Annotated in this window: 7 protein-coding genes; 3 read left to right on the forward strand and 4 right to left on the reverse strand. The window is 67.7% G+C overall.

The window, feature by feature from the left end; translation table 11 throughout:
* Window positions 1-55 precede the first annotated feature (55 nt).
* A complete protein-coding gene (locus EO141_RS20115; protein ID WP_119130029.1) occupies window positions 56-274 on the reverse strand; it encodes a hypothetical protein in 219 nt (72 codons plus the stop codon).
* A complete protein-coding gene (locus EO141_RS20120) occupies window positions 271-8,799 on the reverse strand; it encodes a glucoamylase family protein (RefSeq protein ID WP_206514833.1) in 8,529 nt (2,842 codons plus the stop codon). Before EO141_RS20120 ends, EO141_RS20115 begins: the two co-directional genes overlap by 4 nt.
* 550 nt (window positions 8,800-9,349) lie before the next feature.
* Between EO141_RS20120 and EO141_RS20125 the strand changes: the two genes are divergently transcribed.
* From EO141_RS20125 to EO141_RS20135, 3 genes are all read left to right on the forward strand, one after another.
* On the forward strand, window positions 9,350-11,704 hold the full coding sequence (locus EO141_RS20125; protein ID WP_127170180.1) for a penicillin acylase family protein: 2,355 nt from the start codon (window positions 9,350-9,352) through the stop codon (window positions 11,702-11,704).
* Between the two features lie 369 nt (window positions 11,705-12,073).
* Window positions 12,074-12,472 carry a BlaI/MecI/CopY family transcriptional regulator gene (locus EO141_RS20130; RefSeq protein WP_206514834.1) on the forward strand — a complete coding sequence of 133 codons (399 nt, stop codon included), beginning with the start codon at window positions 12,074-12,076 and terminating at the stop codon, window positions 12,470-12,472.
* Window positions 12,473-12,474: 2 nt separating this feature from the next.
* On the forward strand, window positions 12,475-14,301 hold the full coding sequence (locus EO141_RS20135; RefSeq protein WP_127170079.1) for a M56 family metallopeptidase: 1,827 nt from the start codon (window positions 12,475-12,477) through the stop codon (window positions 14,299-14,301).
* Window positions 14,302-14,335: 34 nt separating this feature from the next.
* Here EO141_RS20135 and EO141_RS21850 read toward each other — a convergent pair whose 3' ends face one another.
* Both EO141_RS21850 and EO141_RS20140 read right to left on the reverse strand, forming a co-directional pair.
* The gene (locus EO141_RS21850; RefSeq protein ID WP_256359924.1) at window positions 14,336-14,458 is read right to left on the reverse strand and encodes a hypothetical protein; all 123 of its coding nucleotides are present in this window, start codon (window positions 14,456-14,458) and stop codon (window positions 14,336-14,338) included.
* 190 nt (window positions 14,459-14,648) lie between these two features.
* The gene (locus EO141_RS20140) at window positions 14,649-15,437 is read right to left on the reverse strand and encodes a DUF1868 domain-containing protein (protein ID WP_127170181.1); all 789 of its coding nucleotides are present in this window, start codon (window positions 15,435-15,437) and stop codon (window positions 14,649-14,651) included.
* Window positions 15,438-15,540: the final 103 nt, after the last annotated feature.

Raw genomic sequence — 15,540 nt, forward strand, 5'->3', positions numbered from 1 at the left:
TGGCGGCATGGATGCCGCCACCGAGCCGCCGCCGTGGAGATTGCCGGCGCGCTTATTACGTGCGCGTCAGGCCATGGCGGTGCAGCAGCTGCCGCAGGCGGCGCTGCACCCGCTGCAGGTCCGCCTGGTCCGCCTCGTCGAGAATGCCTTTGGCCAAGGCATCGAATTGCGGCCAGAACTGGCTGGGGTCGCGCACCCGCTGCGGCCAGACCGACAGCATCTTGCCCAGGTCGGCGAGTTGATGGCTGGTATGGGTATGTCTGCGTGTGCTCATGTCGCGTCCGCCGGCCAGTCCAGTGCCACAGCGTGAACCGCGCCGTCGTCAACCAGGGTGAAAGCCAGCTCGGCCTGTGTCACGCCGTCGATCTCCAGCCGCGCCTTGATGCCCGGGCGTTGGGTGACGTCGATGACATAGGTGCTGCTGCCGAAGCGATAGCGCAGCTGGTAGCCCGGCCAGCCGGCCGGGATGCACGGCACGATGTGCATGCGCTCGCCGTGGCGCTGCAGGCCGAGCAGCGATTCGGTCAGCAGCCGGTACATCCAGCCGGCCGCGCCGGTATACCAGCTCCAGCCGCCGCGGCCGGCGTGCGGTGCCACCGCGTAGACATCGGCGGCTAGCACATAGGGCTCGGCCTTGTAGCGTTGCATGCCGGCCGCGTCGCGGGCGTGGTGGATCGGGTTGATCAGGCCGGCCAGTTGCCAGGCGCGCGCGCTGTCGCCGCGGTGGGCAAAGGCCATCGTCGCCCACACCGCCGCATGCGTGTACTGGCCACCGTTCTCGCGCACGCCGGGGACGTAACCACGGATATAGCCGGGGTCGTGCCCGGTGCGGTCGAACGGGGGCACCAGCAGCTTGACGATGCCGGCGTCGGCATCCACCAGCTGCTGGTGCATCGCCTCCATCGCTTGCGCACTGCGTGCCGGATCCATCGCCCCGGACAGCACCGCCCAGCTCTGCGACAGCGAATCGATGCGGCATTCGTCCGAATCGCTCGAACCCAGCGGCGTGCCGTCGTCGAACCAGGCCCGCCGGTACCACTGCCCGTCCCAGGCGTGCTGTTCCAGCGCGGTGCGCAAGGCCTGTGCCTGCGTGCGGCAGGTTGCCGCGAACGCCGCATCGTCGCGCTGTGCGGCCACGGCGGAAAAGCGCAGCAAGGCGTCGTAGAGGAAAAAGCCCAGCCACACGCTTTCGCCCTTGCCGTCCTTGCCGACCCGGTTCATGCCGTCGTTCCAGTCGCCGCTGCCGATCAGCGGCAGGCCGCGCTCGCCCAGCCGTGCCATGCCGCGCTGCAGGGCGAGCACGCAGTGCGCGTACAGCGACTGCACGTTGCCGGTGATCTGCGGCAGGTCGTAATACGATTCTTCGTCGGGCTTGAGGGCGCGCCCGTCGATGAAGCTCACCCGCTCGTCCAGCACGCTGGCATCTGCGGTGACCTCCAGATAGCGGCACAGCGCCTGCGGCAACCACAGAAAATCGTCCGAGCACTGCGTGCGCACGCCGCGGTCCTGCGGCGGGTGCCACCAATGCTGCACATCGCCCTGCGCAAACTGATGCGCAGCACAGCGCAGCAGATGCGCGCGGGCCAGCGCCGGCTGCGCGTGCACCATCGCCATGCTGTCCTGCAACTGGTCGCGGAACCCGTAGGCGCCACCGGACTGGTAGTAGCCGCTGCGCGCCAGGAACCGGCAGGCAATGGTCTGGTAGAGCAGCCAGCCGTTGGACAGCAGGTCCACCGCCGGGTCGGGCGTGCGCACCTGCACGCTGCCCAGCACCTGCTGCCAGTGCGCGCGCACCGCCAGCAAGGCGGCTTGCGCGGCAGCGACGCCGCGGCTCTGGCGTGCCAGTGTCAGCGCGGTGTCGCGATCCACCGCCGCGCCCAGGCGGAACACCGTTTCAAAGCTCTGCTCGGCCGCCAGCGTCACCGGAATCTGGATCGCCGCGCACGGGTCCAGGCCGGCACCCACGCGCCCGGACAGGCGTTGCCGGCCGAGTGCTGCGGGCGCGGCCAGGCTGCCGTTGCGCCCGATGAATTCGCTGCGGTCTGCGGTGATGCTGCGGCTGGGCGCATCGGCATCGAAGAATGCCACCCGCCCGTCGAACTCGGTGTTGTACGGGTTGCGCGCGGTCAGCACGCTGCTGCCCAGGTCCACCTCGCTGACCACATGCAACTGCGAGCGTGTGCGGATGTCGCCCAGCACCCATTCCACATAGCCGGTCACGCTGAGCCGGCGCGGGCGCCCGGACAGATTCTTCAGCCGCAGATGGCTGAACTTGATCGGCCGTTCCACATCGACGAACACCCACAGCTCGCTGCCGATGCCGTGTTCGATATGGCTGTAGACGCTGTAACCGAACCCGTGGCGCACCGTGTAGCGCGCGTTGCCGCGACACGGCAGCGCCATCGGCGACCAGACCTGGCCGGTGTCTTCGTCGCGCAGGTAGAACGCCTCGCTGGAGGCATCGCCGACCGGGTCGTTGTGCCACGGCGTGAGCCGGAATTCGTGCGCGTTCTCGGCCCAGCTGTAACCAGGGCTGCTGTCGCTGACCACCGTGCCGAAGTGCGCATTGGCCATCACGTTGCACCAGGGCGCCGGCGTGGCCGTGCCCGGGTCCAGGGTGATGCGGTATTCGCGGCCGTCGGCAGCGAACGCGCCCAGGCCGTTGTCGAACACCACCGCCTCTTCGGCTGCGGCCTGCAGGGTGGTGTCCAGGTAGGCGGCGTGCGTGCTGCTTGGATAATCGGCGCTGTCCAGCTGCTGGATGGGTTCCAGCGCCGGCGGCAGCGCGCGTGCGCTGGGGTGGCGTTGCAGCTGCGCGTCCAGGCTGCCGTTGGCATCGCTGAGGATCGCGCGCGCCACGGTCTGCAGCAGCACGCGGTCTTCCTGCGAGATGTGTTCGATGGCGCGCACGAAGATGCCGCCAGGACGGTCGAGCACATTGGCCTCGGGGTCGGCGGCGATCAGGCCCAGGATGGCGTCCTGCAGCGATTGCCGATAGCCGGACTGGCTTTCGTTCCAGATCACCAGATCCGCGCGCAGGCCTTTCAGGCGCCAGTACGCGTGCGCCTGCACCAGCTGGCGCACCAGCTCCAGATTGTCCGGGTCGGTGATGCGCAACAGCACGATCGGCAGGTCGCCGGAGATGGCGTGACTCCACAACGCCGACTGGCCGCGATGGTTGTGCAGCAGCACTTCGTTGTCGGCGCGCAGTTGCGGGTCGACGAACAGCACGCGCGCGGCCAGCCGCTCGTAGCGCATCGCATCGTCCAGCGAGGCATTGATCTGCCGGCGGGTGACCTGGCTCTGGGTCAGCGCCAGGTCGAACACGCGATCGGCCAGACGGCGGTCGCGGTACTTGTCGATCAACGCGGTGCAGGCCGCGCGCTGGGTACCGACGCCGTAGACCATGTCCACCTGCGCCTGTTGGTCCGGTGCCAGCGAAATACGGCAGCGGATCGCCACGATCGGGTCCAGCACCGAGCCGGCCGCGCCGGACAGGCTGGCCTGACCGTGCAGCGCCAGCGGATCGCGGGTGCTGCGCCCGCGCCCGACAAACGCGGCGCGGTCGGTCTCGTAGGAGATCGACGCCACATCGGCATCATGCACGGCCACCAGGTGCAGCATCCACGGCTGCGCTTCGTCATGCCCGCGCGGGCGCCGCGTGCACAGCAGCGCCTGTTTGTCGGCCAGGATCTCGGTCTGCACGAACAGGTTGCTGAAGGCCGGATGTGCCTCGTCGGCCTGCGCCGGTGCCAGCACCACTTCGGCATAGGTGGTGATTTCGATCACGCGCGTCTGCCGCGAGCGGTTGCGGATGCGCAGCCGGCGCAGTTCCACGTCGTCCTCGGCGGAAATGGCGATTTCCAGATGGCTGTCGTAGCGCTGGTGGCTGCCCTTGAACTCGGCCTTGGCCTCGGAAAAGATCGCCTCGTAGCGCTCCACCGGCACGCAGGTGGGCTGGTGTGCGGCCGACCACACCACGCCGCTGTCCACATCGCGCAGGTAGCAGAACGTGCCCCAGTGATCGCGGGTGCCGTCCTCGCGCCAGCGCGTCACCGCCATGTCGCGCGCGCGGCTGTAGCCACCGCCGGCCGAGGTCAGCATGCCGTGGTAGCGCCCGTTGGACAGCAACTGCAGCGCCGGCTGGGCCAGGCTGGGGTCGCGATGGATGCGCAAGGCCATGCCCGCCTCGGCGGCCACCGGGCGTTGCGCCGCGTCGGCCAGGCCTTTGACGTACACACCGGCGCGCGGTGCGCGCTCCTGCAGCAGCAATAGCGTGGCCTGGAACTGCGGGTCGGCGACAAAGCGCCGCTGCATCGGCGCATCGCGCAACACGTGGTCCAGCGCCAGCAGCGCCATGCCCTGGTGATGCGACATGAACGAGCGCACCAGCGCGTGGTGTTCGCCACGCGGCACCCGCGACGGGGTGTAGTCGATCGCCTCGTACAAGCCGAAGCGCCCGCCAAATCCCAGCGCCTGCAGCTGCTGCAGGTTGCGGCAGGCCGCATCCGGTTCGACCATCAGTGCCATGGCGCTGGCATACGGGGCGATCACCAGGTCCTGGCCCAGGCCGCGCTTGAGCCCCAGGCCGGGCACGCCAAAGGCGCGGTACTGGTAATTGCGCCGCGTATCGACCGTGTTGTAGCCCGATTCGGACACGCCCCACGGCACCGCGCGCGCGGCGCCGTAGCGGATCTGCGCCTGCACCGCGCCGCGCATCGAGCGGCTCAGCAGCGTCTGCGGGTAGCTGGGCATCACCAGGTCGGGCATCAGGTACTCGAACATCGAGCCGCTCCACGACAGCAGCGTCGGTTCGGCGCCGGTGTCGGTGAGCGTGCGCCCGAGTGCGAACCAGCTGTCCTGCGGCAGCTTGCCCTGGGCAATGGCCACGAAGATCCCCAAGCGTGCCTCGGAGGCGAGCAGATCGTAATGCCCGCTGTCCAGGCGGTGGTCGTCGACGTTGTAGCCGATCGAGAGCAACTGCTGGGCGGGGGTGTAGAGGAAGTCGTAGTCCATCTGCGCCAGTTGCCCGGCGATATGCGCAAGCCGTTGCAGCTCCTGCACGCGTGCGGCGGCCCAGGTCTGTACGCCAGATGTGAGGTGGCCGGCGGCGAGTTGGCGCAGCGTGGCGACGGTGGCGCCAGGCATCTGCGTTGCGTGCGCATCGGTATCGGCAGGCGTGCCTGCACAATGGACCACCTCGGCCAGGGCGGCCGCACAGCTGTCGATCAAGCGTTGCGGCCACGGCTCGTCGTCGTCGCTGCCCGGCATCAGCGCCAGGAGCGTGTGGCTCTGCGCCAGCAGCAGGGCCAGCGCCTGCTCGGCCTGGTGCAGGTTCGGCGCGGGCTGGCTGCGGATGCGCTGCACGCTCTGCGCCATTGCGTCCAGCGCCTCGGTGGCGGCGTCGCTGCGTGTGCGTGCTGGCGATGCCAGCAGGCCCAGGATGTCGGCCAGTCCATCGAATACGGCCATCGACACCGCCGGTGCATCCACCAGCGCCAGCAGCCCTTGCCGCAGCGTCAGCAGATGCCCGACCAGGTTGCCGCTGTCCACGGTGGAGACGTAGCGCGGCAACAACGGCACCAGCGTTTCGGTGTCGTACCAGTTGTAGAAATGGCCGCGGTAGCGCGGCAACGTTTCCAGCGTGGCCAGGGTATCGGCCACGCGGGTCATCGCGCCGGCCACCGTCAGGTAGCCCAGATCGTAGGCGGCCAGATTGGCCAGCAGGCCCAGGCCGATATTGGTCGGCGAGGTGCGGTTGGCCACCACCGTGACCGGATATTCCTGCACGTTGTCCGGCGGCAGCCAATGATGCTGCGCCGTGCAATGGCTCTCGAAGAACGCCCAGGTTTGCCGCGACAATCCACCCAGGAAGGCGCGCTGCTCCTGCGACAGCTGCGCCACCGGCGCGGCGGGCTGCTCGCCCAGCCAGGCCATCAACCAGGGCGCGCCCATCCACGCCAGCCCCAGCGGCAATGCCGCCCACAGGGCCAGCGGCGACCACCAGGCCACCGCAGCGACCACCAAGGCCGCACTGCAGGCGGCGCCGGCCATCAGCTGTTGCTCGGCACTGCCACTGCGCGCGCTGCGCTCCACTTCGCTGGAGGGCGCCCACTGCAACAGGTGGCGCCGGGTGATCGTCATCCGCACCAGCGTGCGGGCGATTGCCGACAGCTGCAGCCCCGCTTCGAATGGCAGGCAGGCCAGTACCACGCCGGTGCGCAGCAGGTGCTGACGCAGCCCCATCCCGACCTGGCGCGCGTGATGGCGCAGTCCCAGGCCCTCGGGCGGATGCGCCAGCGCATACAGCGCCGAACACAGCCCCGGCAGCAGCCACAGCACCAGCAGCCACAGCGTCCAGCGCAACGGGGTGGGCGAGACCAGCCAGCCGATCACCAACAAGCCCAAGGCGGCCGGTGCCACCAGGCTGCGGCGCAGGTTGTCCAGCAACTTGCCGCGCGACAACCACGACAGCGGATTGCGCGCGCGTCGGCCGCCACGGTCGGGCACCCACGGCAACAGCCATGGCAACAACTGCCAGTCGCCACGCACCCAGCGTGCGCGTCGCTTGGCATCGGTGGCATAGCGTTGCGGATGCCGTTCGTACAACCGCACGTCGCTGAGCAAGCCGGCGCGCACGTAGCAGCCTTCCAGCAGGTCATGGCTGAGCACACGGTTGTCGGGGAAGCGGCCGGCCAGCACCTGCTCGAAGGTGGCCACCGCATAGATGCCCTTGCCGATGAAGGAGCCTTCGCCGAACAGATCCTGATACACGTCCGACACCACGCGGGTGTACGGGTCGATGCCCGGCTCGATGCCGAACATGCGCGCAAACCGCGATTCGCCGCCCTCGCTCATGCCGGTGCCCAGGCCGGGCTGCAGAATGCCGTAACCGGCCTCGACGATCTGCCCGGACGCATCCATGCGCGGCACATTCAACGGATGCGACATCGCCCCGACCAGCGCGCGTGCCGCATCCCGCGGCAGGTGGGTGTCGCTGTCGAGCGTGATCACATAGCGCACCTGTACCAGCGCGGCCACATCGCCCTGCACCTGCAGGAATTCGCTGGCTGCCTGCAGCCGCGCGTCGTCGGCGCACAGCAGGCGGTTGAGCGCCTCCAGCTTGCCGCGCTTGCGCTCTGCGCCCATCCAGCAGCCCTCGCCGGCGTTCCACTGGCGTGCGCGGTGCAGCAGGAAGAAGCGATCGCCGTGCGCATCGGCATAGGCCGCGTTGAGCCGGTCGATGTGCTGCGCCGCATGCGCCACCAGCGCCATGTCTGTGGGCAGCACTGCCTGCCCGGCATCGAGGAAATCGGTGAGCAGCGCGAAGTACAGCTGCGCGTCGCGGTTGGCCAGGTAGTGCACCTCCAGCGCGCCGACCAGCTCGTCGATGGCCTCGTGGTTGGCCAGCATGCTCGGCATCACCACCAGCGTGCGGCAGTCGGGCGTAATGCCGGCGCGCAGGTCCATGCGTGGCAACGGACGCGGGCGCACCCACAGCGTTGCCACCCAGTTGACCAACGCAATGCCCAGCTCGCTGGCGGCCAGCAGCGCGATGCCGGCGGTGATCCACCGCAGCATTGGCGGCGCTGCACTCACGCCCTGCAGCAGCACGCCGGTCCACAGCAACGCGACCGCTGCGATCGGCAGCAGGTAGACCGGCAGCGCAACGCGACGCGCACGTGGGCGCAGTGGCGCCGGCGTGCCTGACGCGGCTGGGTCGCGCAGCGCGGCACGCAGCCGCGGCAAGCCCGCATCCACCAGGTAATAGCCCACGTGGCTGGCCACCGGCGTGGCGGCATCGGCGTGCGCGGCCAGCTGCAGCACCGCCTCGGCCACGGCCGGCTCGTCGCGCTCCAGGCGCTGCGCCAGCTGTTCCACCACATGCCGGTAGCTATCGCGGGTATGGAAATCCATGCGTGCGTAGACGTCGGCCGGATCCTTCCGCAGGCTCTGCTCGACCACGCTCATGGCCTCGACGAAGTCGCGCCAATCCATCTCGTCCAGGAACCGCAGGCTACCGATGCTGTTGCTGATCGACACCTGCTCGGCTGCCTGGCGCTGGCTTTCGGCGTGCACCAGGCCTTCCACACTGTGGCCCTCGCTTGCCAGCCATTGCTCCACCCAGGCGCTGGCCATCGACAACACCGGCCCGCGGCCCTGGATGCCACGCGTCAGCTCGGCCACGAATGCACCGGTGGCCGGCGGCTGCGAGCGTGCCAGGTCGGCCACCACCACCACCACATCCTTGGGCTGGGTGGCGGCAGTGGTGTTGAGCAATGCCGCCCAATGCGCCGCCAGGCTGCTGTCGCGTCCATCGTGCATGATGTCGTCGGCAATGCGGCGCAGGTTGTCGATCAGCGCCAGCCGCAACATGATCGGAATCGCCCACAACTCGCCGAGCTTGAGTGGCACCACCTGCTGGTAGGCGGCGATGAAACGGCTCAGCGTGATGACATCCACGCGCCCGTCGCCATGCGCCACCACCTGCAAGCCCAGCTCATACACGCGCGGCAGGCCCACCGAGGTGGGCGTGCGCAGACGCGGCAATTGCCGGCTGTAACCGGGCGGAAGATGCTGGCGCGCCAGGCGCATCTGTTCTTCGACCAGATAATAATTGTCCAGCAACCATTCGCCGGCCGGGTGCAATTGCACGCCGTCGGCCGCCATCTCGCTCAATCGTGCAGCGGTGCTGCCAAGCGAGCGCTGGTTGGATTTGAGCTGCGCCAGCAGCAGCTCGCGCGTGGGCCCGGTATGCAGCACATGGGCTTGCGCCAGCGCCTGTCCCAGCGCTTGCATCTGTTCGTCGCCGAACAGGGCCGCGCCTTGCGGCGCTGGATCGACCGGGGACTGTTGCAGTGTTGCGGCTGGCTGCGTGATCGACTGCCACCAGAGGGAGAACGCAGAAGCCTTCCGCTGTAGCGGCATCGAGACATGACCTGTGCAGCAGGTGCGCCGCTAGAGGTTGTGATCATGCGCGCTGGCCCGGTGGCGCATGTGAAGGCAGGCCGCTTCATCTGCCTGCCGTGTCTGCGCAATAGGTCTGCGTCTCCTCGGTGCGTACCATTGATCAGGACTGCCTGCCTGCGTCGAAGGCGCGCGACGGTAGTCAGGCACGCGGTGTCGCCTGCGACAGGCCAGCGCGGCGCAGGCAGCGGCCCATTCGCTCTCTGCGCGCCTGCTTCCGCGCAGGACAGACCGGAGACGCGGCCATGCTGCATGCTGCGCCTTTATGCAGGGAACAGCCGACATGTCCACCACCGCGCCTGACCACGCCCTAGCAACGCCGGCCCGGCGTGCGATCACGCCACGTGCCGCGTGGCGCGTCGCGCTGACACTGACGCTGCTGATGCTCGACAGCGCGGCAGCGACCACGCCCACGCCCACGCACGCCACCCTGCACGTCGCCGGGCTGGAACAGCCGGCGCAGATTCGCGTGGACCGCTGGGGCGTGGCGCATCTGTACGCCAGGACCGACAACGATGCGTTTTTCGTGCAAGGCTTCAACGTCGCGCGCGACCGCCTGTTTCAGCTCGATCTGCTGCGCCGCAAAGGGCTTGGTCATCTGGCCGATGCATTCGGGCCGGCCTATGTCGAACAGGATCGCGCCGCGCGGTTGTTCCTGTATCGCGGCGACATGGCCAGGGAATGGCGCAGTTACGGGCCTGACGCACAGCGCGATGTCAGCCGCTTCGTTGCCGGCATCAATGCCTATATCGACTGGCTGGGCGCAAACGCGCAGGCACTGCCTTATGAGTTTGGTCGCTTCGCCTATCGCCCGGAAAAGTGGGCGCCGGAAGACGTGCTGCGCATCCGCACCACCGGCCTGAGCCGCAATGTCAAAAGCGAAGTCGCGCGCGCCAAGGTCGCCTGCAAGGCTTCGCTGGCTGTGGATGCGGTGCGCCAGACACTGCAACCGACCTGGACCACCACGGTGCCGGAGGGCCTGGATCCCTGTCTTCCGGAGGATGTGCTGAAGGTCTACGAACTGGCGACGCAAAGCCCCAGGCTCAGCGCCGACACGCAGCTTGCGCTTGCGCAGACCAAGCCGCTGCGTGCGGCCGAGGACGTCTCCGCCGAAGGCAGCAACAACTGGGTCATCGCACCACAAAAATCCGCGACCGGCCACGCCGTGCTCGCAGACGACCCGCATCGCGCCTATACCGTTCCCAGCCTGCGCTACTTCGTGCATCTGAACAGCCCGGGCCTGAACATCATCGGCGCCGGCGAGCCGACCGCACCTGGCATTGCGATCGGCCACAACCAGACCAGCGCGTTCGGTCTGACCATCTTCAACATCGACCAGGAAGACCTGTATGTCTATCGCCTGAACCCGGCCGACAACGCGTCCTACTGGTACAACGGCAAGTGGGAGCCGTTGCGCACGCAGCACGAACGCATCGCAGTGCGCGGCGGCGCAGCGGTGGATGCGCAGCTGCAATTCACCCGCCACGGGCCGGTGATCCATCTTGATGCAGACAAGCACATCGCTTATGCGATCCGTTCGGTGTGGAGCCAACCGGGCACGGCCCCCTATCTGGGGTCCTTGCGCTATCTCAAGGCGGACTCGTTCGAGCAGTTCAAGGACGCGCTTGCACAGTGGGGCGCGCCGTCGGTCAATCAGGTCTACGCAGACGTCAAGGGCAACATCGGTTGGGCCACCGCCGGCATGACGCCGCGCCGCACGCGGTCCGACGGCCTGCTGCCGGTGCCTGGCGATGGCCGCTACGAGTGGGATGGGTTCTGGAACGCCGATGCCCTGCCTTCGGCGAAGAACCCGGCGGCAGGCTTCATCACCACCTCCAACGAGATGAATCTGCCGGCCGATTATCCGTACGCGCAGCGCAGGATCGGTTTCGAGTGGGCCAACGACGCGCGCCATGCGCGCATCACCCAGGTGCTGTCGCAGCTGCCAAATGTGAGCCTGCAGGATTCGGAAAGACTGCAGAACGATCAGGTGTCGCTGCTGGCGCAGCGCCTGGTCGCCTTGCTCACTCCGCTGCAGGCGCACGACGAGGCCACCACTGCGGCACTCGGCCTGCTCAAGCCCTGGGATGGCACGGTCAGCGCCACCTCCGCCGCCGCTGCGCTGGAGGAGCTGTGGTTCAGCCGTTATCTCGGCGAGGCCTACAAGGCACTGGTGCTGCGTCCATCGGAGGCAACCACCTTCGGCATGCCGGATGCGGCGGCGTTGATGGATGCACTGGAGCATCCCGGTGCAGCATTCGGTCCCGCACCGGTAGCACGCCGCGATCAACTGCTGCTGGACTCGTTACGCAGCGCGTACCTGGCGCTGGTCGAGCTGCAAGGGCCGGATCCCGCGCAGTGGCAGTGGGGCAAGCTGCACGTCAACAAGGTCTCGCATGCGATGAGCGCGGCGGTCGGCACCGATCATGCGTTGCTGGATGTCGGCCCGTTCGCCAAGGGCGGCAGCCCGTACACGCCCAATCAATCTAGCTACGACCCCAAGGATTTCCGCCAGACCATCGGCCCGTCCGCACGGCTGATCATCGACCTGGGCAACTGGGACAACGCGCGCGCCATGAACTACCCCGGCCAGTCCGGCGACCCGGCCAGCCCGCATTACCGCGACCTCGCACCGCTGTGGCTAAAGGGCAGCTATTTTCCGCTGCTGTACACGCGCGCTGCGGTTGATGCGGCCACCGAGCAGATCGTGGATCTGGTGCCAGCGCACGCAAAATAGCGCGTTGCTGGAAGGCGCGTATAGGCATCGAAGGCGACGCAGATGTGCTGTCGCCTTGCCGTCGGATGCATCGAATGTGCTGCGTGGAGTCGATACAGCACAGCACACGCTCGCTCCATGGATCAGCGCGTGCCAACAGTGCGAGAGATCGCGCTGCGTTCGATGTAGCAACTACACATGCATCAAATGCATCTGCTTTCGGCCAGAAGGCGTCGCGATGGTTTCTCCCTCGCACGCGCTAGTGGCTGAGGCGCTGGCTGGTCGCTGTCCACGCCACCTGCGCCGCCCAATCCTTCATCTACACCGCCCCTGCCATCCGACCTATTGACTACATCTGTCGTCACGTCTACGGTAGCGACAACTGTAGTCATGGAGAGCGGCATGCGCGGCAAGACCATCGGGGACCAGGAGCTGGCCCTGCTGCAACATATCGAAGAACAACGGCATGCCAGCGTTGGTGAGGTTGCGGCCGCGTTCGGTGAGCCGCGCGGGCTGGCGCGCTCGACCGTACTGACCATGATGGAGCGGCTGCGTGCCAAGGGCTTTTTGCGCCGCAAGCAGGTGGATGGCATGTACCGCTACAGCGCCACCGCCGGGCAGGACGACGTGGTGCGTGGCGCGGTGGGGCAGTTCGTGGAGAAGACCTTGCAGGGGTCGGTGTCGCCGTTCGTGGCGTGGATGTCGCAGCGCGCCGAGGTCAGCGATACCGAACTGGCTGAGCTGGAAGCCTTGGTCGCCAAGCTGCAATCGCAGCGCAAGGAGGATTGAGCATGTCGCCACTGATCGAATCGCTGTTATGGAAACTTGGCGCCACCAGCGTGCAGACCGCGGTGCTGGCGTTGGCGGTGTGGGCGCTGTGTCGCGCCGTGAAGCGCTTGCCGGCCACCACGCAAACCTGGCTGTGGTGGCTGGTGGGGGTGCAGGCCGTGGTCGGCCTGCTCTGGAACGCGCCGCTGCAGTTGCCGGTGTTGCCTGCCGCCACGCCCACGCCTGCGGTGATCGCCGGCGACAGCCTGGCGCCGATGGTGATGGCCAATGCCACTGCATCCGGTACGAGCGCCGTCGCCAACGCGACTGCCGCAGACGTGCTGCAGGGTGCAAGCGGTCAGTCCTGGGCGCTGTGGCTGGCTGTGTTGTGGGTTGCCGGCGTTGCGGTGATGTCGCTCGGCACCCTGCGCGCCTACCGACGCAGCCGCGCCCTGGTCCGCGCTGCCGCACCGTGTACCGATCGTGCGCTGGTGGCCGCACTGCGCATGGCCGCAGAAGCGCATGGCCTGCCGCAGCCGCCGGACATCCGTCTGTCGCAGCAGATCGCCTCGCCGCAGTTGATCGGCCCGTGGCGCCCGGTATTGCTGCTACCCGCCGCACGCCTGCCGCAGATGGCCGATGACGACCTGGACATGGCGCTGACCCATGAACTGATCCACCTGCGTCGGCGCGATCTGTGGTGGGGCTTGCTGCCGTCGCTGGCCCAGCACCTGTTCTTCTTCCACCCGCTGGTGCACCTGGCCGCGCGCGAATATGCCACCGCCCGCGAGGCCGCCTGCGATGCCGCGGTGGTCGCAGGCCATCGGCATTGCCGCCACGACTATGGCCGGCTGTTGCTGCAACTGGGCGTGGCACCGCGCCCGCATGGCGGCGTGGCCAGCGCCTCGCCGTCCTTCCTCAGCCTCAAGCGGAGATTGCTCATGTTGCAGAACCCGACCTCGTTCCCGCGGTTTGGCGCGGCGCTGATCCTGGGCGCGGTGGCCATCACCGGCGTGCTGCCGCTGCGCCTGGTGGCGATGCCCACCGCGCCGGCTGTTGCTGCCGCGCCAGCGGCCACACCCGCCAAGCCAGCTGCCGGCATCTCCAACACGGTTGCACCGGCTTCCGCCGCCCCGGCCACTGCGGCAGCGAACGCGGCCCCGGCAAACGCCGCCGCCCCGGCCGCAGCGGCGGCCTCCACCAGCCAGACATCCACCACCACGCACGGCCAGATCAACCTGTCGCACGACCCCGACCGTGATGCCTATGTGCTGCTGCAGGGCAACGACAGCGTCATGAATGGCTCGGTGGACGATCTCAAGCACGTGCGTCGTCTGGCCGGCAAGGACGGTCGGCTGATGTGGTTCCGCAAGGATGGCAAGCAGTACGTCGTGCGCGATCCCGACACCTTCAAGCGCATCGATGCGCTGTACGCGCCAATCGCCAAATTGGGTGAGGCACAGGGCGCGCTGGGCGAGCGCCAGGGCAAGCTCGGCGAGCAGCAGGGCGAGCTGGGTGCGCAGATGGCCGAGCTGGGAGCACGTGCTGCTGAGGCTGCCGCAAAGCACGTCAATGCCTCATTGCGCGACACCGATGCACGAACCGAGCAGGCCGCCGAACGTGCGGCGCAGGCAGCAGAGCATGCAGTCCGTCAGGCCGAACAAGCCATGCAGCGCAGCGGCGCCGAACAGCGCATCCAGGCGCTGGCCAGGCAGCAGGCTGCGCTCGCAACGGAGCAGGCAGATCTGGCCAGCCAGCAGGCCGCCGCCAGCGCACGCGCCGACAAGGAAGCCCGGCGCATCATGCGCGAGGCGATCGCACAGGGACTGGCGACGCAGATCGAGGGCTGATCGGCGCGGGCTGCTCGCCGATGCTGTCCGATCCTCAGGCGGCGAGCAGATAAACGACATCCGGCCGGCGGCATTGACTGTTGCCGCCGATGTGGATGAGCATATCGCAGGCCCTTTCCAGGGCCAGGACTAATGCCGTGGCGCGCATGGCCTGCATGGACCCTGGCCGAATTCGAGCAGGAGTTTGCCGCGTGGCAGATGACGGCTGCGGTATCGGAAAGCGCATCAGCAACCATGCGCTGCGCAGACTGACGCGGCGCCAAGCCCTCGCTCACCGAAGAAATGCGGTCAAAAAAGCCTCTTTCTCGGAGAAGAGGGCCTGATGCATTCGCCATACAAGCCCGACGTCAAACCTCATGCACCTCACGAAACGCGGCCATGTCCTTGAAGGTGCAAAAGTGAAAATGCGGCACCGTGATCGGCCCTGCTGCCGCAAGCCGTTTCAACCAATCGCTCACCGTAATGCGATATGCCGCCTGCTCAGCAGCATCAAGCGTCTCGCACAGATAGGCCAGCGAGATATGAAAGCGGAAGTTGGTGTAATCCGGACGCTGCAACCTGGTCAACACCATCAGCCCCTGGCGCGCAGTCTCCAATCGCTGCGCGGTGGCCGCATCGGCAGGCACTAGCGGAATCAGTAAATTGTCATTGCGGCCGGTTCTCGCCGCCGTTGGGTCGACCAGGAACCGGCAGGCCCCCAGCGGCGCAGCAGTGCGTTGCTGCAGCCGCGACAGGAAACTGGCGCTGATATCCGCCAACGCAGCATCGCGCGCCATATCGCCCGGCCACGGCCCACTCGCACGATCGATCTCATTGACCCCGCCCAGCAACGTGGCGTGATAGCTGCTCGGCGGCAACACCGCCAGCTTGCTGGCAAAGCGCTGCTCGGGCAACGCACGGTAGATGTCCAACACCCGGTCGAAACTATCGTAGCCATCGCCCTGCTGATCGAGAGGGCCTAGGAAGGTGTTGCCGGCAAATGGCAGCGGCGTTTTCGAGCGCAGGAATTTGCGACCCACATCCGGCAGCGCTGCGGTATTGGCCAGCGCCGGCAATGTCGTGGACAACAACGAGGCGCCCGCAGCGGCGGCCAGCAAGCGTCGCCGGCTGAAGAGCGTGTCCAGAAGTGACGACATGCAGCGTGTCCTTGAAATCGACGTCGAGGGCAAGCAGCAGGGTGTAAGTCGCGGAGTTGACCCGACGATGACAGCGGCACGCTTTTCAGTGCCGCAGCATGCT

It is taken from the genome of Xanthomonas sp. BRIP62415 (assembly GCF_003993515.1).
Classification (GTDB): Bacteria; Pseudomonadota; Gammaproteobacteria; order Xanthomonadales; family Xanthomonadaceae; genus Xanthomonas; species Xanthomonas euroxanthea.

Excerpts from the sequence above, each read along its gene's own strand:
- EO141_RS20115 (WP_119130029.1), bottom strand. The coding sequence starts at position 274 with ATGAGCACACGCAGACATACCCATACCAGCCATCAACTCGCCGACCTG.
- EO141_RS20120 (WP_206514833.1), bottom strand. The coding sequence starts at position 8,799 with ATGCAAGCGCTGGGACAGGCGCTGGCGCAAGCCCATGTGCTGCATACC.
- EO141_RS20125 (WP_127170180.1), top strand. The coding sequence starts at position 9,350 with ATGCTCGACAGCGCGGCAGCGACCACGCCCACGCCCACGCACGCCACC.
- EO141_RS20130 (WP_206514834.1), top strand. The coding sequence starts at position 12,074 with ATGGAGAGCGGCATGCGCGGCAAGACCATCGGGGACCAGGAGCTGGCC.
- EO141_RS20135 (WP_127170079.1), top strand. The coding sequence starts at position 12,475 with ATGTCGCCACTGATCGAATCGCTGTTATGGAAACTTGGCGCCACCAGC.
- EO141_RS21850 (WP_256359924.1), bottom strand. The coding sequence starts at position 14,458 with ATGCAGGCCATGCGCGCCACGGCATTAGTCCTGGCCCTGGAAAGGGCC.
- EO141_RS20140 (WP_127170181.1), bottom strand. The coding sequence starts at position 15,437 with ATGTCGTCACTTCTGGACACGCTCTTCAGCCGGCGACGCTTGCTGGCC.